Annotated in this window: 22 protein-coding genes; 21 read left to right on the forward strand and 1 reads right to left on the reverse strand. The window is 59.6% G+C overall.

Going from position 1 to position 20,786, the window contains the following annotated elements:
- Positions 1 to 120: 120 nt before the first annotated feature.
- Entirely contained in the window at positions 121 to 603 is a 483-nt protein-coding gene (locus ABD937_RS15870; RefSeq protein ID WP_345256748.1) for a low molecular weight protein-tyrosine-phosphatase, read from the reverse strand.
- Between the two features lie 190 nt (positions 604 to 793).
- On the opposite strand from ABD937_RS15870, the gene ABD937_RS15875 reads away from it, so the two are divergent.
- The 21 genes from ABD937_RS15875 to ABD937_RS15975 all read left to right on the forward strand — a co-directional run bounded on the left by ABD937_RS15875 (position 794) and on the right by ABD937_RS15975 (position 20,658).
- Positions 794 to 1,606 carry an energy transducer TonB gene (locus ABD937_RS15875; protein ID WP_345256749.1) on the forward strand — a complete coding sequence of 271 codons (813 nt, stop codon included), beginning with the start codon at positions 794 to 796 and terminating at the stop codon, positions 1,604 to 1,606.
- 227 nt (positions 1,607 to 1,833) lie between these two features.
- Positions 1,834 to 2,082: a hypothetical protein gene (locus ABD937_RS15880; RefSeq protein ID WP_345256750.1), complete on the forward strand. Its 249-nt coding sequence runs from the start codon at positions 1,834 to 1,836 to the stop codon at positions 2,080 to 2,082.
- On the forward strand, positions 2,079 to 3,017 hold the full coding sequence (locus ABD937_RS15885; protein ID WP_345256751.1) for a PstS family phosphate ABC transporter substrate-binding protein: 939 nt from the start codon (positions 2,079 to 2,081) through the stop codon (positions 3,015 to 3,017). The genes ABD937_RS15880 and ABD937_RS15885 overlap by 4 nt, the downstream gene beginning before the upstream one ends.
- A gap of 110 nt (positions 3,018 to 3,127) precedes the next feature.
- Positions 3,128 to 4,813, forward strand: coding sequence for a tetratricopeptide repeat protein (locus ABD937_RS15890; protein ID WP_345256752.1), 1,686 nt, complete (start codon positions 3,128 to 3,130; stop codon positions 4,811 to 4,813).
- Positions 4,814 to 4,979: 166 nt separating this feature from the next.
- Complete coding sequence (locus ABD937_RS15895; RefSeq protein ID WP_345256753.1) at positions 4,980 to 5,390, forward strand: NADH-quinone oxidoreductase subunit A; 411 nt, start codon at positions 4,980 to 4,982, stop codon at positions 5,388 to 5,390.
- Positions 5,391 to 5,508: 118 nt separating this feature from the next.
- The gene (locus tag ABD937_RS15900) at positions 5,509 to 6,093 is read left to right on the forward strand and encodes an NADH-quinone oxidoreductase subunit B (RefSeq protein ID WP_345256754.1); all 585 of its coding nucleotides are present in this window, start codon (positions 5,509 to 5,511) and stop codon (positions 6,091 to 6,093) included.
- Between the two features lie 93 nt (positions 6,094 to 6,186).
- Positions 6,187 to 6,750 (forward strand): NADH-quinone oxidoreductase subunit C, encoded by a 564-nt coding sequence (locus ABD937_RS15905; RefSeq protein ID WP_345256755.1) that lies wholly within the window; start codon positions 6,187 to 6,189, stop codon positions 6,748 to 6,750.
- A 125-nt stretch (positions 6,751 to 6,875) separates the two neighbouring features.
- A complete protein-coding gene (locus ABD937_RS15910; RefSeq protein ID WP_345256756.1) occupies positions 6,876 to 8,105 on the forward strand; it encodes an NADH-quinone oxidoreductase subunit D in 1,230 nt (409 codons plus the stop codon).
- A 168-nt stretch (positions 8,106 to 8,273) separates the two neighbouring features.
- On the forward strand, positions 8,274 to 8,771 hold the full coding sequence (locus ABD937_RS15915; protein WP_345256757.1) for an NADH-quinone oxidoreductase subunit NuoE family protein: 498 nt from the start codon (positions 8,274 to 8,276) through the stop codon (positions 8,769 to 8,771).
- A gap of 12 nt (positions 8,772 to 8,783) precedes the next feature.
- Positions 8,784 to 9,191 (forward strand): VOC family protein, encoded by a 408-nt coding sequence (locus tag ABD937_RS15920; protein ID WP_345256758.1) that lies wholly within the window; start codon positions 8,784 to 8,786, stop codon positions 9,189 to 9,191.
- Between the two features lie 17 nt (positions 9,192 to 9,208).
- Positions 9,209 to 9,643: a nuclear transport factor 2 family protein gene (locus ABD937_RS15925; protein ID WP_345256759.1), complete on the forward strand. Its 435-nt coding sequence runs from the start codon at positions 9,209 to 9,211 to the stop codon at positions 9,641 to 9,643.
- A gap of 248 nt (positions 9,644 to 9,891) precedes the next feature.
- Positions 9,892 to 11,244 carry an NADH-quinone oxidoreductase subunit NuoF gene (gene nuoF, locus ABD937_RS15930; RefSeq protein WP_345256760.1) on the forward strand — a complete coding sequence of 451 codons (1,353 nt, stop codon included), beginning with the start codon at positions 9,892 to 9,894 and terminating at the stop codon, positions 11,242 to 11,244.
- A gap of 83 nt (positions 11,245 to 11,327) precedes the next feature.
- The gene (locus ABD937_RS15935) at positions 11,328 to 11,705 is read left to right on the forward strand and encodes a four helix bundle protein (RefSeq protein ID WP_345256761.1); all 378 of its coding nucleotides are present in this window, start codon (positions 11,328 to 11,330) and stop codon (positions 11,703 to 11,705) included.
- A 76-nt stretch (positions 11,706 to 11,781) separates the two neighbouring features.
- Positions 11,782 to 12,951 carry an NADH-quinone oxidoreductase subunit G gene (locus ABD937_RS15940; RefSeq protein ID WP_345256762.1) on the forward strand — a complete coding sequence of 390 codons (1,170 nt, stop codon included), beginning with the start codon at positions 11,782 to 11,784 and terminating at the stop codon, positions 12,949 to 12,951.
- Positions 12,952 to 13,072: 121 nt separating this feature from the next.
- Positions 13,073 to 14,125: an NADH-quinone oxidoreductase subunit NuoH gene (nuoH, locus tag ABD937_RS15945; protein WP_345256763.1), complete on the forward strand. Its 1,053-nt coding sequence runs from the start codon at positions 13,073 to 13,075 to the stop codon at positions 14,123 to 14,125.
- Between the two features lie 103 nt (positions 14,126 to 14,228).
- Positions 14,229 to 14,744: an NADH-quinone oxidoreductase subunit NuoI gene (gene nuoI / locus ABD937_RS15950; RefSeq protein WP_345256764.1), complete on the forward strand. Its 516-nt coding sequence runs from the start codon at positions 14,229 to 14,231 to the stop codon at positions 14,742 to 14,744.
- 13 nt (positions 14,745 to 14,757) lie between these two features.
- On the forward strand, positions 14,758 to 15,324 hold the full coding sequence (locus ABD937_RS15955; RefSeq protein WP_345256765.1) for an NADH-quinone oxidoreductase subunit J family protein: 567 nt from the start codon (positions 14,758 to 14,760) through the stop codon (positions 15,322 to 15,324).
- Between the two features lie 31 nt (positions 15,325 to 15,355).
- Positions 15,356 to 15,676: an NADH-quinone oxidoreductase subunit NuoK gene (gene nuoK, locus ABD937_RS15960; protein WP_345256766.1), complete on the forward strand. Its 321-nt coding sequence runs from the start codon at positions 15,356 to 15,358 to the stop codon at positions 15,674 to 15,676.
- Between the two features lie 153 nt (positions 15,677 to 15,829).
- Entirely contained in the window at positions 15,830 to 17,722 is a 1,893-nt protein-coding gene (gene nuoL, locus ABD937_RS15965) for an NADH-quinone oxidoreductase subunit L (RefSeq protein ID WP_345256767.1), read from the forward strand.
- Positions 17,723 to 17,802: 80 nt separating this feature from the next.
- A complete protein-coding gene (locus ABD937_RS15970) occupies positions 17,803 to 19,278 on the forward strand; it encodes a complex I subunit 4 family protein (RefSeq protein WP_345256768.1) in 1,476 nt (491 codons plus the stop codon).
- A gap of 3 nt (positions 19,279 to 19,281) precedes the next feature.
- On the forward strand, positions 19,282 to 20,658 hold the full coding sequence (locus tag ABD937_RS15975; protein ID WP_345256769.1) for an NADH-quinone oxidoreductase subunit N: 1,377 nt from the start codon (positions 19,282 to 19,284) through the stop codon (positions 20,656 to 20,658).
- Positions 20,659 to 20,786: the final 128 nt, after the last annotated feature.

Consider the following 20,786-nt stretch of genomic DNA (forward strand, 5'->3'; position numbering starts at 1 on the left):
AAAAGTCAAAAGTCAAAAGCTCCACGTGCGCTATTCATCACAGGTCTTAAGAAACGTGCACTTTGGGCGGTAACGGATTCAGGGAAGCATGGCCGTACAGCGGACAACCCTTTTGAATTTTTACTTTTGACTTTTGACTTGCGCAAAGCGCATAATGATGGCATCGCAAGCGGAGTCGATCAGTTTATAGACATCATGATACCCGGGCTCTTCGCCGTACCAGGGATCGGGCACGTCCTGGTTGGAGCCGGCTTCGACCTCGTTGAGCAGCAGGTCCACTTTCGAAGGGTCCCACTGTTTTCCGGCGATGCGCTTCATATCGGTGATCACGTCGGCGGCCATGGCGTAGATATGGTCGTACCGCTCCAGGTCGGCGGCGGTAAAATTCCGCGCACGTTGCTGGCAGATGTCGACGCCATTGAGCCGCGCTACCTTCTGCGACAGCGGGTGCGGGGCCTCGCCCGTATGGTAGCCGTTGGTACCGGCGCTTTCCACCACCCAGTCGAGGCCGGCGGCCGCCGCCTTGTGCTTCAGGATGCCTTCCGCCAGCGGGCTCCGGCAGATATTGCCCAGGCACACCATCAGGAATCGCTTTTGTTTCATCGGGCGCGAAGGTAGAATGTTTATTAGTCTATTGGTCTATTTGTAAAGCGCGTTTCGAAGCCAGTTGTCGGTTGTCCGTAGTCTCCGACTACGCACCCGACTACGGACCCGGCTACGGACGCAAATAAATTTTTTGAAACCGGTATGGAAAAGTGAAACTGCGTTGCATCTCATAGACAAACCGATTGCCATGACGCACACCGACATCCTCCGCGCCTCGCTGCTCGACATCCTCTTCGAGCGCCGCAACAAACAGTACGGTGCCTACACGCTCCGCAAGTACTACCCCCGCCGCCTTTCCGTAGCCCTCCTGGTCACGTTCGGCAGCGTGGCGGCCGTAGTGCTGCTGTCGGCCTTTCTCCGCCCCGCCGAGTTCCGGAATGCAACCGCCTTCTTCGACGACTCCGTCGTGATCAATCCCGTTCACCTGCCGGAAGAGACGATTGAGCCTCCGAAGCCCATAGAGCCGCAGAAGGCGCAGGCCCAGACGGCGACGGTACACGCCACCTCGCGCATTGTCTTTACCCCCAATGAGAGCGACGTGCCGCGGGAGCAGGACCTCGCGCTGGCCGATCCGGGCACCGAAACGAGGGCCGGTCTTCCCTCCGACGGCACTGCCCAGGCGCCCCTTGTGGGCACCGGCACGATTGAGGGGGCGCCCGCTCCCGAAAAGCCCGTCGAAGCGGCCGCGCCTGCAGGTCCCACCATGGCTCCTTCCTTCCCCGGAGGCATGCCGGCCTGGATGCGCTTCCTGCAGGTCAACCTCCGCGAGCCCTCGGGCCTGGAGCCCGGCGAAAAGCGAACGGTGCGCGTACGGTTCTGGGTTGGAGAGGACGGCAACGTAAGCCGCTTCGAGATCGACCAGTCGGGAGGCGCCGAATACGACGCCGAGGTGCTGCGGGTGCTGAAGCGGATGGGGCGCTGGAATCCCGCGCTGCAGAACGGCCGGCCCGTAGCTACCTCCTTCGTGCAACCCGTCACCTTCCTGGGGGCGCAGGACTAGCAGTCGTTTCGAAATTGACCAGTGCTAAAGACATCGTGAGGCGTCAAGCGTGAGGCGTGAGCAGCAGACGCGACCATAGCAAGCACTCACTGCTCAGGCCTGACGCCTCACGCTTCACGAAAAGGACGGGCTTTTAAGTTTGGCGACCGCTTCGATCCCTCCCGGTCGGCTTTTGCAACTTTGAAGCGAAAATTCCTTAATTTGCCCGTCCCCGGTAAAATTTTGACATGAGCGTAACCGAGCAATACGAAGAAAGAAGGCGCCAGCAGCTGGGCAGGGCCCGCTCCCTCATGAATTACGTGATGGGAACGGTGTTCTGCGCCTTCGGCGCCTTCTTCGTCTACGTCTATTTAACCAAAACCAAGATCATCGGACGGCCTTCGACGGTCCTGGACCTCGTGATTGGCCTGCTCGTCGTTGGGTATGGTATTTGGCGCATTTATCGCGGGTACAAGAAGAACTATTTTAACGAATGAACGGGCATTTCTGCAGTAAGATCGGCAAGACGTTCGGCTGGGCCGGGCTCCTGGTGCTGGGTATCCTCGCCAGCTGTGGCGCCGGTGGCGGCAACAACGAGCCCACCGACAGCGCCGACAGCGGTACCATCCATATCTCGGTCGACGAATCGTTCAAGCCCGTGATCGACTCGGAGATCCGGGTTTACGAGGCGCTGCACCCGAAAACGCACATCATTGCCCACTACAAGCCTGAGGCCGACTGCCTGCGCGACCTCGTCGTAGACTCGGTCCGCATGGTGATCGCCACCCGCGGCGCCTCCGAAGCAGAACGGCGGTTCATCTCCGACTCCCTGTTGCTGGACGTAAAGTCGAAAGTGCTGGCCTACGACGCCATTGCCGTAGTGGTTCATCCCGACTCGCCCGACTCGCTGTTTACGGTGCAGGAGATCCGCGACCTGCTGACGGGCACCTCCACGAAAAAGCTGCGCCCGGTGTTCGACGGTCTGAAGGCAACCTCCACCGTACGCTTCGTGATCGACTCGGTACTCCGCGGGGCGCCGCTCTCTCCAAAGGTGACGGCGGCGGAAAGCAGCGAAGGGGTCATCGACTATGTCTCCAAAACGAGGGATGCCGTGGGCTTTATCGGGGTGAGCTGGGTGGGCAACCGGCAGGATACGACGCAGCTCAGCTACCTCAGCAAGGTGCGTGTAGCCTCCCTGGAGCACCCGCTGGTGCCGCGTAAGTTCGTGACGCCCGCACAGTTCAACATCTTTTACCGGCGCTACCCGCTCGTACGCGACCTCGTGGCCTCGCTCAAGGAGCGGCACCGCGGGCTTGGCCTCGCCTTTTACTACTTCCTCAGCGACCAGCGCGGGCAGCTCATCTTCAACCGGGCTTTCCTGATGCCGGCACAGATCGACTTCCGTACCCGGGAGGCAGAAGTAAGGGAGTAAGGATGGGATTAATTAACCGTTAGAAAGCCAACCTTAACAACCCGTAATCAAACTAAAGAACAATTTTTGACCTCTATATCCCAACAAGAAACCTACAAAAAGAAAGGATCATGAAGAAATCAGCCGTTGTTTTGTTTTTCTCCGTCTGCCTTTCGCTGGGCGCGTTCGCACAAACGGTACAAGAGGGGGTGAGCCACCTCTATGCCGAGCGTACGGCCAGCGCTAAGTCGACCTTCGAGAAGATCCTCGCAGCTAACCCCAACAACATCGAAGCGGTTTACTGGCTTGGTCAGACCCACCTCGAGAACAACCAGAATGCCGAAGCCCGCAACGTATACGCGAAGCTCCTCTCTACCAACGGTAATGCCCCCCTCGTGGTAGCCGGTATGGGCCATGTGCTGCTCGCCGAAGGCAAGACCGCCGAGGCCCGCCAGCAGTTCGAGCAGGCCATTACCCTCAGCCGCGGCAAGAAGGGCGACGACCCGGCCGTGCTCAACGCGATCGGCCGCGCCAACGTGGAAGTGCGTGAGGGCGACGTGGCCTACGCGCTTTCGAAGCTCCAGCAGGCTACCCAGCTCGCGCCCAACAACGGCGATATCTGGATCAACCTCGGCAATGCCTACCGCCGCAAGGGCGAGGGCGGCGAAGCCGTGAAGTCCTATATCAAAGCCCAGGCTTCGATGCCGGCTGTGGCCCTCTACCGCCAGGCCCGTGTATACGAAACCCAGCGCAACTGGGACGTGGTGACCGAGCACCTCAACCGCGCCATCCAGGCCGACCCGAAGTTCGCCCCGGCCTACCTGCGCCATTATACGTACAACCTCTTCACGAAGCAGGATTTCAACGCCGCCAACGAGTGGGCGCAGAAATACGTAGCCGTAGCCGACCCGAGCATCCAGAACGACGTGTTCAAGGGCCAGGCCGCCTATTTGCAAAAGAATTACGACGAGGCCATCAACATCGGCAACCGCATCATCCAGGCTTCCGGTAAGGAGTCAGCCGCTCCCGGCGTTTACCGCATGATGGCTTATTCTTACCTCGACGGTAAGAAGGACACCGCTACCGCCCGCCGCTACGCCGATATGCTCTTCGCCAACTCGAAGCCCGACCAGCGCGTGGCCAGGGACTATACCCTGAAAGCGACGATCTATTCGAAGGAAGACCCCACCCAGGTGGTAAATATCTACCTCGATGCGCTGGAAGGCGATACCACCCTCGGTGGCCGCGCCAAGATCCTGCAGGAGGCCATCGACTGGGCCAAGACCAACAACCGCAAGGTGGCTGAGGCCGAGCTCCGTATGGCGCTCTACCGCATCAACCCCAACGCCAACCCCTCGCAGTTCTTCCCCATCGGCCTCGCCTTCTACCAGGGCGGCTCCTACCAGAAGGCCGACAGCGCCTTCCAGGCCTACAGCCGCGCCAACCCTGACTCCGTGTTCGGATACCTCTGGAGCGCCCGCGCCCTCGGCCTCATCGACTCCACCGGCAAGCAGGGCCTCGCCATCCCGCAGTACGAGCAGCTGCTCCGCGTGGCGGGTACCGACAAGGTGCGCTTCAAGAGCTATGGCGTGGAAGCCTCGGGTATGCTGGCCAACTACTACGTAAATGAAAAAGGCGACCGCGAGAAGGGCGTCGAGTACCTGAACAAGGGCCTCGAGTTCGACCCGGGCAACCAGGCCTTCACCACCGCCATCGACCGGCTGACCAAGAAGCCGGCGGCCGCGCCCCGCGCGCAGCAACCGGCTAAGTCGGGATCGGCGCAAGGGTCCAAGACAAAGCCCAAGAGCGGTAAATAACGCATCGATACTACAGAGCCCCGGCCAGAGCGCCGGGGCTTTTTCATGCCCCTTTCTACCGGGTTCCGGAAGCTCCGGAAAAGGGCGCCTGGGCCGCTTTCGGAGGCTGAAATAATTGGGGAAAAGATATTGTAAGTGCTGTATTTTTGCGCCGATTCAACCGCCTATGTTCCACTTACTCCAGACCGATGTGACGCGCCTCGTACAGGATCATTCCGCCGCCGGCTCCTACCTGCCTGTGCTCCTGCAGTTCCTGTTTGCCGCCGGCATGATCGGTACCCTGATGGCCGTGACCCACCTGCTCGGGCCAAAGCGGGCCACGTCCGACAAGCTTGCCACCTTTACCTCGGGCATCGAAAGCCATGGCGATGCACGCCAGCCGATGGCCATCAAGTACTTCCTGGTGGCGATCCTGTTCGTGCTCTTCGACGTGGAAGTGATCTTTTTCTACCCTTACGCGGTTAACTTCCGTGGACTCGGCTGGAACGGATTCTGGGCGGTGCTGATGTTCGTCGGGCTCTTCCTTTGCGGGTTCATCTACATCGTGAAGAAGGGCGCCCTGAAATGGGAAGATTGAATTAAAAAGTCGGAAATCAAAAGTCAAAAGCGGCTGCCAGGCCAGTTCCGCACTGTTTTTGAACGCTTTTGTATGCGGATATCGGTTTTGACTTTTGACTTTTAAATTTTGAATTATTATGGCACGTCCCGTATCTTTTAATATCAACGAAAAGCCCCTCGAGCGCGACATCTCCGTAGTGGATATGCCCGAGGGCTACCAGGGCGAGGGCTTTTTCGCCCAGAAGCTCAGCGAAGCCGTGGGCCTCGCACGGAAGAACTCCATCTGGCCCCTTCCGTTTGCCACCTCCTGCTGCGGCATCGAGTTTATGGCCACGATGGCCTCGCATTACGACCTCGCCCGCTTCGGCGCCGAGCGCCTCGGCTTCTCGCCCCGCCAGTGCGACCTGCTGATGGTGATGGGCACGATCTCCAAGAAAATGGCCCCCGTGGTTCGCCAGGTATACCTCCAGATGGCCGAGCCCCGCTGGGTGATGGCCGTGGGCGCCTGCGCCTGCTCCGGCGGCGTGTTCGACTCCTACAGCGTGCTGCAGGGCATCGACCAGGTGGTGCCGGTAGACGTCTATGTGCCTGGATGCCCCCCGCGGCCCGAGGCCATCATCGACGGCATCCTGCGTATCCAGGACCTCATCGGCAAGGAAAACCTGCGCCGCCGCAACACCGATCAGTATAAAAAGCTCCTCGAGAGCTACGGCATCCATTAATTAAAAAGTCAAAATTCAAAAGTCAAAAACACATTCGACGCCAGATGGTTCCGTTTACGTTTTGACTTTTGAATTTTGAATTTTGACTTTGAAATGAGTAACGAACACGTACAACAGCTGCTCCAGGAGCGTTTCGGCGAAAGCGTCAAAGCTTTCGAGGAGCCTTATGGCATGCTGACCTTCGAAGTGGACCGGGAGCAGAACGTGGAAGTGCTGCGCTTCCTGTTCGAGAACGGCTTTCAGTTCCTGACCGACGTAACGGCGGTGCACTATCCGGCCTATGCCGGCCGCGAGCTCTGCGTGGTGTACCACCTGCACAACCTCGTCGACAACTGCCGCCTGCGCTTCAAGGCCTATGCGCCGATCAGCCAGCCCGACATCAACAGCGCCACGGCGGTGTTCGAGAGCGCCAACTGGCAGGAGCGCGAGGCCTACGACTTCTTTGGGGTCAACTTCGTGGGACATCCCAACCTGAAGCGCATCCAGAACGTGGACGAGATGGACTATTTCCCGATGCGCAAGGAGTTTCCCCTCGAAGACCAGACCCGCGTCGACAAGGACGACGAGATGTTCGGCCGCGGCGGCTCCTTCGACTTCGGCAACCGTAAGGAAGACGGCTCGCCCACGCCGCGTACGATCCCGGCCGGAAATGAGTGATGAATAATGAGTGATGAGCAGCGTTCACCCGCTCACTTGCTCACCCGCTCACCAAATAAAAACCAGTGACCCGTCGGTCGGAATGACCCATTCACGATTGACGATTCACGATTCACGACGATAGAATGGCAACACCAATTTCGCATATCCCGCTTCCCGAGGGAAGCATGGAAAAGGAAACCACCACGATCAACCTGGGGCCCACGCACCCGGCCACGCACGGCGTGTTCCAGAACATCCTGGAGCTCGACGGCGAGAAGATCGTATCGGCCGAGCAGACCGTCGGCTATATCCACCGCGCCTTCGAGAAGATCGCCGAGCGCCGCCCCCTGTACCAGATCACCCCGCTGACCGACCGCCTCAACTACTGCTCGGCGCCGATCAACAACATGGGCTGGCACATGACCTGCGAGAAGCTCCTCGGCATACAGACGCCGAAGCGCGTCGACTACCTCCGCGTCATCATCATGGAGCTCGCCCGCATCGCCGACCACATCATCTGCAACTCGGTGATCGGGGTGGATACGGGTGCCTTCACGGGCTTCCTCTACGTGATGCAGTACCGTGAGCTCATTTACGAGATCTGGGAAGAAGTGTGCGGCTCGCGCCTCACGACCAATATCGGCCGTATCGGCGGCTTCGAGCGCGACTTCAACGACATCGCCTTCACCAAGCTGGAGCGCTTCCTGAAGGAGTTCCCCGGCGTGCTGAAGGAGTTCGAAAGCCTCTTCACCCGCAACCGCATCTTCATGGAGCGTACCACCGGCGCGGGGCCCATCTCGGCCGAGCGCGCGCTCAACTACGGCTTTACGGGCCCTAACCTGCGGGCGGCCGGCGTCGACTACGACGTGCGCGTACACAATCCCTACAGCTCCTACCAGGACTTCGAGTTCAACATCCCCACGGGTACCACCGGCGATACCTATGATCGCTTCCTTGTACGCAACCAGGAAATGTGGGAGTCGCTCTCCATCGTGGAGCAGGCCTACCGCAAGCTCCAGGACATGAAGGGCGAGGCCGCCGGCGTGTACCATGCCGACGTGCCGGAGTATTACCTGCCCGACAAGAAGGATGTGTACACAAAGATGGAAGCGCTCATCTACCACTTCAAGATCGTGATGGGTGAGATCGACATCCCGCCGGGAGAGGTGTACCACTCCGTGGAGGGCGCCAACGGCGAGCTGGGCTTCTACCTCATCTCCGACGGTGGCCGCAGCCCGTACCGCCTGCACTTCCGCCGCCCCTGCTTCATCTACTACCAGGCTTACGAGGAGCTGGTGAAAGGCTCGATGCTCTCCGACGCCATCATCGTGATGTCGTCGCTGAACCTCATCGCCGGCGAGATGGATGCGTAAGCAATGTGCTAATGCGGTAATGTGCTAATGTGCTAAGAGGGATTGTAACGACGCACCATGGGCGTCGCTGATAGAAAAGAAAGGTTGGTTGATGGTGAGGTGAGTGATCGAACTAGAACGACCCTTACCAATAAACTAATAGACCAATAAACTAATAAACCTAAGACCGTGACCTTCTCAGAAGAACGACTGAATAAAGTACGCGAGATCGTGGCCCGCTACCCCGAGGGGAAGCAGAAAAGCGCCTTGCTGCCGGTGCTGCACCTGGCCCAGGACGCCAACGGCGGCTGGCTCTCCGCGGAGGCGATGGACTACGTGGCCGGCCTCCTGCAGCTTACCTCCATCGAAGTGTACGAGGTGGCAACCTTTTACAGCATGTACAACCTGAAGCCCGTAGGCCGCTACGTGTTCGAGGTGTGCCAGACCGGCCCCTGCATGCTGCGCGGGTCGGACGACATCATCGCTTACATCAAGGAGACCCTGAACATCGGGGTAGGGGAGACGACGGCCGACGGCCTCTTCACCCTCAAGCTCGTGGAATGCCTCGGCGCCTGCGGCTACGCCCCCATGATGCAGATGGGCCCGATCTATAAAGAGCACCTGACGAAAGAGAAGGTGGACGCCATCATTGCTGAATGCCGTGCCAACGCGGTTCAAAACAACTAACCAATCCTGCTTATGACACTGACTCCTTACATCATGTTCAACGGCACCTGCGAAGAAGCCCTGAACTTTTACGCCGGCGCCCTCGGCGGCCAGGTGGAGAACCTGATGCACTTCGAAGGCACACCTGCCGAAGGCATGACCGAAGACAAGAGCAAGGTGCTGCACGCACACTTCCGCGCCGGCGAGCTGTTCTTCATGGCCTCCGACGGCGACCAGAACGGAGGCAATCTCTCCAGCGCCGTGCACATGAGCCTCGATTTCAAGTCGGCCGAAGAGGAGCAGAAAGCCTTCGACGCGCTGGCTGAAGGCGGAACCGTGACGATGCCCCTGCAGGATACCTTCTGGGGCGCCCGCTTCGGGATGCTGACCGACAAGTTCGGCATTCCCTGGATGTTCAACTATGACGCTCCTAAATCCTGAGCCAGGCATCTGACCTTATGAAGAAGCTGTTCCTGATCGCAATACTTCTGATCTCCCTCGGGGCTACCGCCCAATCGAAGGCGGAGACCGGCGTACTCGCAGCGGCAAAGGCGTTTCATGAGGCGGTGTTCCTGAACAAGGACAGCGCCGCGCTCGATCGTCTCCTCGCTTCCGAAGTGACCTACGGCCACTCGGGCGGCAAAATCGAAGACCGGGCCGGGATGATCCAGGGCGCGATCCGGAATACGTCGACCTACTCGGGCGTGACGATGAGCCCTGTGCAGGTGCTGCTGAAGGGTAAAACCGCGGTGACCCGCCACGGCATGACCGGCACGGAAAACAAGGCCGACGGAACGAAATCGGAACTGCGGTTGAACATCCTGCAGACCTGGATCAAAGACGGAAGAAGCTGGAAGCTGATGGCCCGCCAGGCGGTGCGGCAGGCGCCCTAAGCCGGGATGGAGGCAACAACGTCAACGGCTGCAAGAACAACCTGCGCGGCTTTGGCAACTACGAAAAGCCGGAGCCGGCCGGGAACGAAGGGCACCTGCAGCCACGACGTAAACGATAAGATCCGTAGGGGTGACCCGAAGGATCCTGAAACCTAATTAAAAAGTAAAAAGTCGAAAATCGAAAACGGGCTGAACCCAACGAACACGGCCTTTTTTGAATTTTGCCTTTTGAATTTTGACTTGATACCATGGGCAGAAAAGTATTACTGGAGAAAGCGCACGTGGAAGGCATCCGCTACTACGACACCTACCGTCGTGAGGGCGGCTATGCCGCTGTGGAAAAGGCCTTCAAGATGGGCCCCGCCGACATCGTGGAAGAAGTGAAGAAGAGCGGCCTCCGCGGACGCGGCGGCGCCGGCTTCCCCACCGGCATGAAATGGAGCTTCCTGGCCAAGCCCGAGGGCGTGCCCCGCTACCTCGTGTGCAACGCCGACGAATCGGAGCCCGGCACCTTCAAAGACCGCTGGCTGATGGAGTTCATCCCGCACCTGCTGATCGAAGGCCTCATCATCTCCTCCTTTGCGCTGGGCTCCAACCGTACGTATATCTACATCCGCGGCGAATATGCCTGGATCGTGGACATCCTGGAAGAGGCCATCGCCGAGGCAAACCGTGCCGGCTTCCTCGGAAAAAACATTCTCGGCTCGGGCTTCGACTGCCAGATCTACGTGCAGCGCGGCGCCGGCGCCTATATCTGCGGTGAGGAAACGGCGCTGCTCGAGTCGCTCGAAGGCAAGCGCGGCAACCCCCGCATCAAGCCGCCCTTCCCGGCCATCCGCGGCCTCTACGACTCGCCCACCGTGGTCAACAACGTGGAGACGCTTGCAGCCGTGGTGCCCATCATCAATATGGGCGGTGAAGAATATGCCAAGATCGGGGTCGGCAAATCCACCGGTACGAAGCTCATCTCGGCCTGCGGCAACCTCAACAAGCCGGGCGTGTACGAGATCGATATGACCATTTCCGTAGAAGAATTCATCTACAGCGACGAGTTCTGCGGTGGCATCCCCAACGGCAAGCGGCTCAAGGCCTGTATCCCGGGTGGTTCCTCCGTGCCCATCCTGCCGGCCAACCTGCTGCTGAAGACGGCAAAAGGCGAGCAGCGGATGATGACCTACGAAAGCCTCGCCGACGGCGGCTTCCCCACGGGCTCCATGATGGGCTCGGGCGGCTTCATCGTGCTCGACGAAGACCAGTGCGTGGTGCGCCACACCTACTCGCTCGCACGCTTTTACCGCCACGAGAGCTGCGGCCAATGCTCGCCCTGCCGCGAGGGCACGGGCTGGATGGAGAAGATCCTGTATAAGATCGAGCACGGTAAAGGCGACATGCGCGACATCGACCTGCTGTGGGACATCCAGAGCAAGATCGAAGGCAACACCATCTGCCCGCTCGGCGACGCCGCCGCCTGGCCGGTGGCCGCCGCCATCCGCCACTTCCGCGACGAGTTCGAGTGGCACGTGCTCCACCCCGAAGAAGCGCAGCATCGCAACTTCGGTTTGGCTCATTACGCCGATCCGATCACGGTGGCAGTGAGCTAAAGCAAAAGTCAAAATTCAAAAGTCAAAAGCCTTCACTGTTCGCACAGTTTTATAGGTTTGAGACATACCAAAATTTTGACTGAATGAACTTTGAAGATCTTTATTTACTGGAAGACGGCGAGAAGCCTTACAATATCCGGCACCGGGCCTTTCATTTTTCGAAAGATCTGGTGTTGTTCATCAAAGGGGCTTCGTACGATCGCATATTCATTTCCATGTTCGATCAGCTGCTTCGTTCGGGAACTTCCATCGGGGCTAACCTGGTAGAGGGAAGAGCCGGAAGCAGCAAGAAGGATTGGAGGAATTATTACGCGATCGCGCTGAAATCTGCTAATGAAACGAAATACTGGCTTTGCCTGATCCGCGACACGCTTGATCAGGATAAAGTCAGATTAAATGAACTGCTCAAAGAAGCCGACGAGCTTTCGAAGATAATCGCCAGCATTATCATCAGTGAGTAGTTCGCATTACAGAACGTTGGCTGAAAAGCGGTGTCTTTGACCTGCTTTTTGAATTTTGACTTTTGAATTTTGACTTATGTCAGAAGAGAAGAAACTCTTTAAGGTCACCATCGACAATATCCAGGTCGAGGTAGAAGCGGGAACAACGATCCTGATGGCGGCGCGCAAAATTGGTGGGGACGTCGTTCCGCCTACGATGTGCTATTATTCCAAGCTCGATAAGACGGGCGGCTACTGCCGTACCTGCCTTGTGCGCGTGGCTGCCGGCTCCGCTGCCGACCCGCGCCCGATGCCCAAGCTCGTGGCCTCCTGCCGCACGCAGGTAATGGACGGTATGATCGTGGAGAACATCACCAACCCCGCGGTGCTCGAAGCCCGCAAGGGCGTGGTGGAGTTCCTGCTGCTCAACCACCCGCTCGACTGCCCTGTGTGCGACCAGGCCGGTGAGTGCGACCTCCAGGACCTCTCCTACGAGCACGGCAAGGAAGGCACCCGCTACGAGTTCAAGCGCCGCACCTTCGAGCGCATCGACCTCGGTCCCTATATCCAGCTGCACATGACGCGCTGCATCCTCTGCTACCGCTGCGTGCACACCGCCAACCAGGTGGCCGGCCAGCGCGAGCACGGCGTGCTCGACCGCGGCGACCACGCGCAGATCGCCACCTATATCCAGAAATCGCTCGACAGCAATATGATCGGCAATGTCATCGACGTATGCCCCGTAGGCGCCCTCACCGACCGCACCTTCCGCTTCAAGCAGCGCGTGTGGTTTACGAAGCCCGTGGACGCCCACCGCGACTGCCCCGAGTGCTCGGGCCGCGTGCGCCTCTGGTTCCGCGGCGACGACGTGCTCCGCGTAACGGCCCGCAAGGACCAGTGGGGCGAGGTGGAGGAGTGGATCTGCAATACCTGCCGCTTCGACAAGAAGGAGAAGAGCGACTGGACCATCGAGGGCCCGACACGCCTCGACCGCCACTCGGTGATCAACGCCGGCCACTATGTGGGCGTCGAAAAGCCGAAGGAAACGTTTAAGGAAGTGATGAACGGCCGCGATCCGAAGCTGCTGATGGACATCCACACGATCTCCGACGTGAACCAGGTGGACCTGCACGGGATCCCCGGTCCGGCCACCAGCGCCACCTTCAACGGCAACCCTACGGCCACCGGCACCAACATCACCGACGTGAAGGAAGGCATCGGCCGCAACCAGCACGGCACGGATTCGACGAACGCGAACACGCCCTAGCGGGAATCGGCAATCCGCAATCGGGAATCGGGCGCTCATTGCCGATTAGCGATTCCCGATTGCCGCAGGCACTTTAGTGAAGCAAACAAAAAAGGCGAACATTCGCCGGTAGATAAAGACCATGTACCTCTTACTGCAAGACTGGGTGATCACCCTCATCGAAAAGTTCGTCCTCATCGCCGCCATCGTAACGATCGCGCTGGTGGTGGCCATGTACAGCACCTACGCCGAGCGCAAGATCGCGGCCGTGCTCCAGGACCGCAAAGGCCCCAACCGCGCGGGTCCGTTCGGGCTGCTGCAGCCGCTGGCCGACGGCGTGAAGCTGTTCATGAAAGAGGAGATCATCCCGAACACCTCTTCGAAAGCGCTCTTCATCATGGGCCCCCTGCTCGCGATGATCACCGCCACCATGACGAGCGCCGTCATCCCCTGGGGTTCCGACGTCACGATCGGCGGCCGTACGATGCCCCTGCAGATCGCCGACATTAACATCGGTGTACTCTACATCTTCGGCGTCGTATCGCTCGGCGTGTACGGCATCATGATCGGCGGCTGGGCCTCCAACAACAAGTTCTCGCTGCTCGCCGCCATCCGCGGCGCCTCGCAGATGATCTCCTACGAGCTCGCCATGGGTCTTTCGCTGCTGGCCGTGCTCCTGATCGTGGGCGACCTCCGCATGAGCGCCATCGTTAACTTCCAGATGAAGCATACCTGGATCGTGCTGCTGCAGCCCCTCGGCTTCCTGATCTTTTTCGTGTGCGCCCTCGCCGAGTGCAACCGCACGCCCTTCGACCTGCCGGAAGCGGAGAACGAGCTCAACTTCGGCTACCACCAGGAGTATTCCTCGATGAAGCTGGGCTTCTACCTCTTTGCCGAATACATCAACATGTTCATCTCCGGGGTGGTGATGGCCACGCTGTTCTTCGGCGGCTACGACATCCCCTTCTTCAACGAGGCGGCGCACCAGGGCACCTGGTGGGTAGGCCTGCTCGGCTTCGCCTGCCTCATGGCCAAGGCCTTCTTCTCGATTTTCCTGTTCATGTGGATCCGCTGGACCATCCCGCGCTTCCGCTTCGACCAGCTGATGAACCTGGGCTGGAGGGGCCTGCTGCCGCTCGCGCTCGCCAACATGGTACTTACCGCCGCCGCCGTGCTGTGGTGGATCAATAAATAACCCCGCGGAACCGGGCCCATGCGCAAAATGGGCTAATTTCGCAGCCGTTAAAATCCAAGAGGAGTCAAACAGAATGCAATCACTAACGAATCGCAATAAACCGATGGAGCGCAAGCCGATGACGCTTGCCGAGAAGCTGTACCTGCCCTCGATCTTCAAGGGTATGGGCATCACCTTCTCCCATATGTTCAAGAAGACCCCGACGATCTCCTACCCGGAGCAGGAGCGTCCCTTCTCCGCCGTGTTCCGGGGCGTACAGATCCTGAACCGCGACGAGGAAGGCCGCGAGCGCTGCACGGCCTGCGGCCTCTGCGCCGTTGCCTGCCCGGCCGAAGCCATCACCATGGAGGCCGCCGAGCGCCAGACAGGGGAGGAGCACCTCTACCGCGAGGAGAAGTACGCCGCCAAGTACGAGATCAACATGCTGCGCTGCATCTTCTGCGGCCTCTGCGAGGAAGCCTGCCCGAAAGATGCCATCTACCTGTCGCAGACCTTTGCCCAGGCCAACTACGCGCGCCAGGGCTTTATCTACAAGAAAGACGACCTGCTTATTCCGAACCCCAAGACCGACCCCGAAGGATTCGCCAAGGCGAAGGGTACGATCCCGCAATCCAAATAAACCAGCACTGCACATGGGCATTACTCAGATACTCTTTTACATCCTCGCCTTCGCGTCGCTTTTCTGCGCCGTGGCGGTGATCACGAGCAAGAACCCTGTGTTCAGCGTGATCTGGCTCATCGCCACCTTCTTCACCATCTCGGGCCATTATATCCTGCTCAACGCGCAGTTCCTGGCGGTGGTCAACATCATCGTGTACGCCGGCGCCATCATGGTGCTGTTCCTCTTCGTGATCATGCTCATGAACCTGGATAAGAACCTCGAGTTGCCGAAGAACCGCTGGATCCGCCTTATCGGGGCGATCTCCGGTGGCTGTCTCCTGCTCGTGCTCATAGCCGCGCTCCGCACTACGGACGCCAACATGACGCAGCTCGGCGGCGGTAACATCGGCCTCATCAAGAACCTGGGCGATGTGCTGTTCAAGCAATACGTAGTGCCCTTTGAGCTGAGCTCCATTCTCTTCCTGAGCGCGATGGTAGGCGCCGTAGTGATCGGCAAGAGCGAGGGCAAGAGCCGTACGCCCGAAGCCGACAAGCGTGTGGCCGCGGCCCGCGCCTCGATGAACGTGAAATCCTTGTAACCGAACCGACAAACCGCCCCGAGGGGTACTTATGGATATCAGATACTACATCTTTCTTTCGATTGCCCTGTTCGTGATCGGCATCGTGGGAGTGCTTACCCGCCGCAACGCGATCATCATCTTCATGTGCATCGAGCTCATGCTGAATGCCGTGAACCTGCTGCTCGTGGCCTTTTCCAAGATGCATATGCTGGCAAAAGGGGGCGCCAACGGCACCGAGGGACAGCTCTTCGTGTTCTTCATCATGGTGGTGGCCGCGGCCGAAGTGAGCGTGGGCCTCGCGATCATCGTGATGCTGTACCGCAACACCCGATCCGTGGACGTGAACTTCCTGAACCGACTCAAACATTAATTCAAAAGTCAAAAGTCAAAAGTCAAAAATGTTTCCTTCGACACATACCGCCCTACAGGCCGCAGCACTCCGACCTACAGAGACGTTGGTACCTGCGGGCGGCGCTGCACGATGAAGGCTTTTTGAATTTTGAATTTTGAATTTTTACTTCTTATGAAGACATTGATCGCATTAATCCCCCTGCTGCCGTTCATCGGTTTCCTGATCAACGGGCTGGGCCGCAACCACCTCCCGAAAGGCCTCTCCGGCCTCATCGGCTCCGGTACGGTGCTGGGCTCCTTTATCATCTCCTGCATGCTCTTCGCTCAAGGCGAGTTCTCCGCCGTGCCGGTGAAATACTTCGATTTCATCAACGTGGGCTCGCTCAAGATCCCCTTCGCCTTCCAGGTAGACCAGCTCTCGACGCTGTTCCTCCTCATCATTACCGGCGTCGGCTTCCTCATCCACGTGTACTCCACTTCCTACATGCACGAGGAGAAGCGGGAGCACTTCGCGCGCTACTTCGCCTACCTCAACCTCTTCGTGTTCTCGATGCTGCTGCTGGTGATGGGCGCCAACTACATCATCATGTTCATCGGCTGGGAAGGCGTGGGCCTTTGCTCCTACCTCCTCATCGGCTACTGGTTCCGGAACGTCGACTATACCAAGGCCGCCAAGAAGGCCTTCGTCATGAACCGCATCGGCGACCTGGGCTTCCTGCTGGCCATCTTCTGGATGATCCAGCGCTTCGGCTCGGTCAACTACTACGACCTCTTCAACCCCAGCACCGGCATCATCGCCTCGCTGAAGACCGTCAATTCCTTCGAGATCGTGGGCATCACCATGCTCCTCTTCCTCGGCGCCACCGGCAAGAGCGCGCAGATCCCGCTCTACACCTGGCTCCCCGACGCCATGGCCGGTCCCACGCCCGTGTCGGCCCTCATCCACGCCGCCACCATGGTGACCGCGGGCATCTACATGATCGCACGCTCCAACCTGCTGTATAGCCTCGCGCCCACCACGCTTTCGGTGGTAGCCATCATCGGCGCCGCCACGGCGCTGCTTGCCGCCACCATTGCCCTGCGCCAGAACGATATCAAAAAGGTACTTGCCTATTCCACGGTAAGCCAGCTCGGGTACATGTTCCTCGCCCTCGGCACCGGCGCCTATGTGGCCGCCATCTTCCATGTGATGACGCACGCCTTCTTCAAAGCGCTCCTCTTCCTCGGCTCCGGCTCGGTGATCCACGCCATGCACCACGAGCAGGACATCCGCCGGATGGGCGGCCTCCGGGGCAAGCTGAAGATCACGTACATCACTTTCCTCATCGGCTGCCTCGCCATCGCGGGCATTCCGCCCTTCTCCGGCTTCTTCTCCAAAGACGCCATCCTGCTCAACGCCTTCCAGCACGACAAGTTCCTCTACGTGGTCGGCCTCATCACCGCCGCCCTCACGGCCTTCTATATGTTCCGACTCCTGTTCCTCACCTTCGGTGGTTCGTTCCGCGGCACCGAGGAGCAGCGGAAGCACCTGCACGAGAGTCCGGCGGCCATGACGATACCGCTGGTGGTGCTGGCGATCCTTTCGATCGTAGGTGGCTTTGTAGGCATCCCCGAGGTGTTCCTGCACGGCGGCGAGCGCCTGACGGCCTTCCTGGGCCCGGTGATCCGCACCGAGCATGCTGCAATCGACCACAGTACTGAATATATGCTGATGGGCCTCACCACGCTCATCGCCATCGGCGCCATCGTGTTTGCCTGGGTACGCTACCGCAACTACCGCGAGGAGCGGAGCGGCGGCTTCGGCAAGGTGCTCGAGAACAAGTGGTATGTAGACGAGCTCTACGACAGCGTCATCGTGAAGCCCGTGGGCGCCCTCGGCCGCTTCGCGCACACGTTCATCGAGAAGAGCGGCATCGACGCCCTCGTGAACGGCGTGGGCCGCGCCGTGAACTACAGCGGCCGCCAGCTGCGCTGGATCCAGAGCGGGCAGGTAGGGTCTTATGTGCTGCTGATGGTGGTGAGCATGCTGCTGTTCTTCGTACTGCAATTCTTCCTGAGAAAATAGGAGGAATGGTCAATGGTGAAGGGTCAATGCCCTTCACCGGTGCTGCTGCTTTTTGACTTTTGACTTTTGAATTGACGTTTATGATCGCATTACTACTGTTCCTGATACCCCTCATCGGCGGCCTGGTGGCCTTCTTCCTGAAGGAAGGCAACGCGGCGCGCGGCTGGTCGCTGCTCGTGGCCCTGGCTACAATGGCGCTCTCGATCGCCGGCATGAAGATGATCAACGACCCTTCGGCAGCTTCCTTCAGCCAGGAGTGGATGGGCTCACTGGGCTCCTCTTTCGCGCTGTCGCTCGACGGGCTTTCGGGACTGCTCTGCCTCCTCACCGGCATTGCCTACCCCATCATCCTGCTCGCCACCTGGCGCTCCACCTACCGCAAGCCGGGCAACTTCTTTGGGCTGATGCTCCTGGCGCAGGCCGGCCTCATGGGCGTGTTCCTCGCTAAGGATGCTTTGCTGTTCTACTTCTTCTGGGAGCTCGCGCTCATCCCGGTCTACTTTCTCTGCTCCGGCTGGGGCGGAGAGCGCCGGATCCCGGTCACGTTCAAATTTTTCATCTACACCTTTACGGCTTCCGTGCTGATGCTGATCGGCCTCCTGTATTTATACCTGCATACGCCCGACCGCTCCTTCTCCCTCGAATCGTTCTACGCGCTGCGCCTCACCAACGACAACCAGAGCTTCGTGTTCTGGCTGCTCTTCGTGGCCTTCGCGGTGAAGATGCCGGTATTCCCCTTCCACACCTGGCAGCCCGACACCTACGAGCAGTCGCCCACGGCGGCCACGATGGTGCTCAGCGGCCTCATGGTGAAGATGGGCGTATTCGGTCTGCTCCGCTGGGTAATGCCCGTGGTACCCACGGCCGCCTATATGTGGGGCGATACCGTAACCAGCATGGCGGTGATCGGAATCCTCTATGCTTCTTTCATTGCGCTGCAGCAAGACGACCTGAAGCGCCTCGTGGCCTATTCCTCCATCGCGCACATCGGCATCATCGCCGCCGCCATCTTCTCCGGAACACGCAGCGGCAACGAAGGCGCCGTGATCCAGATGTTCAGCCACGGCGTCAACATCATCGGGCTTTGGATCGTGGTGGAGCTCATCGAGCGCCAGTTCGGCACGCGGCGGATGTCGCAGCTCGGGGGCATCGCCCAGCAGGCGCCCGGACTCACCATCATGCTCGTGATCGTTTCGTTTGCCAATATTTCGCTCCCGCTCACCAATGCCTTCCCGGGCGAGTTCCTCATGTTCAACGGCATCTGGAACACGGTGGGCTCGAAGTTCTCGGCGCTCTTCACGGTGCTGGCCGGTCTTTCGATCATCCTGGGCGCCGCCTACACGCTCAATATGCTGCAGAAGGTGCTCTTTGGAGCGAGCAACGAGCGCACCGCCGCCGGCTACCGCATCCGCCCGGTGGAGACGCTTTCGCTGGTGCTGGTGGTGGGGCTGATCCTCGCCTTCGGCGTGTACCCGCAGCCGCTGCTCGACAGCGCCTCCGGCTTTGTGGACGGCCTCCTGAAGCAGGCCAATTTTTCAAACCTTGCGACCAAATAACGTATGAACTCCTTAATTCTTTCGGCGCTTAGCGGGATCGTGATGATGTTCAGCGGCTTCTTCCTGAAGCGCAATGCCGCCGTACGCGGGCTCGCCGTTGCCCTGCTGATCGTGCTGATCGGGGCCGCTGTGCTCGACCTGCGCGGCACGCAGCTGTTCCGGGTGAACACCTTCGCCACCATGATGGTCTTCGACCGCTTCGCTTCGCTCTTCATCATCGTGGCGCTCGGCTGCACCCTGGCGTACTTCCTGCTCTCCGGCCGCGACATGGAGCGGGTGGGCAACAGCTACAGCGACTACTTCGCCCTCATCTTCTTCATCCTTGCCGGTGTGGCCATGACGGCCGCGTTCCAGAACCTGCTCATCCTCTTCCTGGGCATCGAGATCATCTCCATCCCGCTGTATATCCTCGCGGGCTCCGAAAAGAACAACCTGAAAAGTAACGAGGCGGGCCTCAAGTACTTCCTCATGGGCTCTTTCTCCACCGGGCTCATGCTGATGGGCATCGCGCTTTGCTACGGCGCAGCGGGCACCTTCGACAACGATGGCCTGGCCGCCGCTGCCGCCAGCTCGCCGGTGCTGATGATCACGGGTATGATGCTGCTGCTCTTCGCCCTTTCGTTCAAGGTGTCCGCGGCGCCCTTCCACTTCTGGACGCCCGATGTGTACGACGGCACGCCCACGGTATTCACTTCCTTCATGGCTACGGTGGTGAAGGCCGCCGGCTTTGTGGCCTTTATGAAGCTCTTTGCAGAAGCTTTCGGCACCATCGCGCCGCAGTGGAAGCTGCTGGTAGGCATCATCGTAGCCGCGACGCTCTTCATCGGCAACATCACCGCGGTGTTCCAGCAAAGCGTGAAGCGCATGCTCGCTTATTCTTCCATCGCGCAGGCGGGCTTCATGATGATGGCGGTGTACAGCATCAACGACGATGCGCGCGAGGGCCTCATCCTGTATGCGGCTGCTTACTCGCTGGCCACCATCGGCATCTTCGCCGTGCTGGCCCGCATGGAAGACCAGAGCTTCGAAGGATTCAACGGCTTTGCGCGCCAGCAGCCGCTGGTGGCCGGCGCGCTCGTGATCTTCGTGCTGTCGCTCGCGGGCATCCCGCTCACGGCCGGCTTCATGTCGAAGTTCTACATGCTGCGCGCCACCATGAGCGGCGGCTCGCTGTTCCTCGCCCTCTTTGCGGTGCTGATGGCGGCGGTGTCGGTCTATTACTACTTCCGCCTCCTGCAGGCCATGTATTTCCGCGAAGGCGGCAGCGGCGGCACCCTGGTGCTGAATTCCGGCTTCAAGGCAACGCTGGTGGCCCTCGCCGCGATCACGATCCTCCTCGGCCTGTTTCCTTCGCTGCTTACCGGGCACCTGTATTTCTGACCTCACCCCCCGGCCCCCTCTCCGGGGAGAGGGGAGGGGAGAAGCCCCGATGCCGATGGCATCGGGGCTTTTTGTTGATACGATATAGCCGGAGAAGCGCGGTCGGGATGCTCCGGATATTTCAGACA

This window comes from Flaviaestuariibacter amylovorans (genome assembly GCF_039541815.1).
In the GTDB taxonomy this organism is placed as follows: Bacteria; Bacteroidota; Bacteroidia; order Chitinophagales; family Chitinophagaceae; genus Flavisolibacter; species Flavisolibacter amylovorans.

What these genes read in the sequence shown, in the direction of transcription:
- ABD937_RS15910 (WP_345256756.1), top strand. Translation starts at nt 6,876, where the DNA reads ATGGCAACACCAATTTCGCATATCCCGCTTCCCGAGGGAAGCATGGAA.
- nuoK (WP_345256766.1), top strand. Translation starts at nt 15,356, where the DNA reads ATGGATATCAGATACTACATCTTTCTTTCGATTGCCCTGTTCGTGATC.
- ABD937_RS15885 (WP_345256751.1), top strand. Translation starts at nt 2,079, where the DNA reads ATGAACGGGCATTTCTGCAGTAAGATCGGCAAGACGTTCGGCTGGGCC.
- ABD937_RS15890 (WP_345256752.1), top strand. Translation starts at nt 3,128, where the DNA reads ATGAAGAAATCAGCCGTTGTTTTGTTTTTCTCCGTCTGCCTTTCGCTG.
- ABD937_RS15880 (WP_345256750.1), top strand. Translation starts at nt 1,834, where the DNA reads ATGAGCGTAACCGAGCAATACGAAGAAAGAAGGCGCCAGCAGCTGGGC.
- nuoI (WP_345256764.1), top strand. Translation starts at nt 14,229, where the DNA reads ATGGAGCGCAAGCCGATGACGCTTGCCGAGAAGCTGTACCTGCCCTCG.
- ABD937_RS15895 (WP_345256753.1), top strand. Translation starts at nt 4,980, where the DNA reads ATGTTCCACTTACTCCAGACCGATGTGACGCGCCTCGTACAGGATCAT.
- ABD937_RS15970 (WP_345256768.1), top strand. Translation starts at nt 17,803, where the DNA reads ATGATCGCATTACTACTGTTCCTGATACCCCTCATCGGCGGCCTGGTG.
- ABD937_RS15905 (WP_345256755.1), top strand. Translation starts at nt 6,187, where the DNA reads ATGAGTAACGAACACGTACAACAGCTGCTCCAGGAGCGTTTCGGCGAA.
- ABD937_RS15900 (WP_345256754.1), top strand. Translation starts at nt 5,509, where the DNA reads ATGGCACGTCCCGTATCTTTTAATATCAACGAAAAGCCCCTCGAGCGC.
- ABD937_RS15975 (WP_345256769.1), top strand. Translation starts at nt 19,282, where the DNA reads ATGAACTCCTTAATTCTTTCGGCGCTTAGCGGGATCGTGATGATGTTC.
- nuoF (WP_345256760.1), top strand. Translation starts at nt 9,892, where the DNA reads ATGGGCAGAAAAGTATTACTGGAGAAAGCGCACGTGGAAGGCATCCGC.
- ABD937_RS15935 (WP_345256761.1), top strand. Translation starts at nt 11,328, where the DNA reads ATGAACTTTGAAGATCTTTATTTACTGGAAGACGGCGAGAAGCCTTAC.
- nuoL (WP_345256767.1), top strand. Translation starts at nt 15,830, where the DNA reads ATGAAGACATTGATCGCATTAATCCCCCTGCTGCCGTTCATCGGTTTC.
- ABD937_RS15925 (WP_345256759.1), top strand. Translation starts at nt 9,209, where the DNA reads ATGAAGAAGCTGTTCCTGATCGCAATACTTCTGATCTCCCTCGGGGCT.
- ABD937_RS15875 (WP_345256749.1), top strand. Translation starts at nt 794, where the DNA reads ATGACGCACACCGACATCCTCCGCGCCTCGCTGCTCGACATCCTCTTC.
- nuoH (WP_345256763.1), top strand. Translation starts at nt 13,073, where the DNA reads ATGTACCTCTTACTGCAAGACTGGGTGATCACCCTCATCGAAAAGTTC.
- ABD937_RS15920 (WP_345256758.1), top strand. Translation starts at nt 8,784, where the DNA reads ATGACACTGACTCCTTACATCATGTTCAACGGCACCTGCGAAGAAGCC.
- ABD937_RS15870 (WP_345256748.1), bottom strand. Translation starts at nt 603, where the DNA reads ATGAAACAAAAGCGATTCCTGATGGTGTGCCTGGGCAATATCTGCCGG.
- ABD937_RS15955 (WP_345256765.1), top strand. Translation starts at nt 14,758, where the DNA reads ATGGGCATTACTCAGATACTCTTTTACATCCTCGCCTTCGCGTCGCTT.
- ABD937_RS15940 (WP_345256762.1), top strand. Translation starts at nt 11,782, where the DNA reads ATGTCAGAAGAGAAGAAACTCTTTAAGGTCACCATCGACAATATCCAG.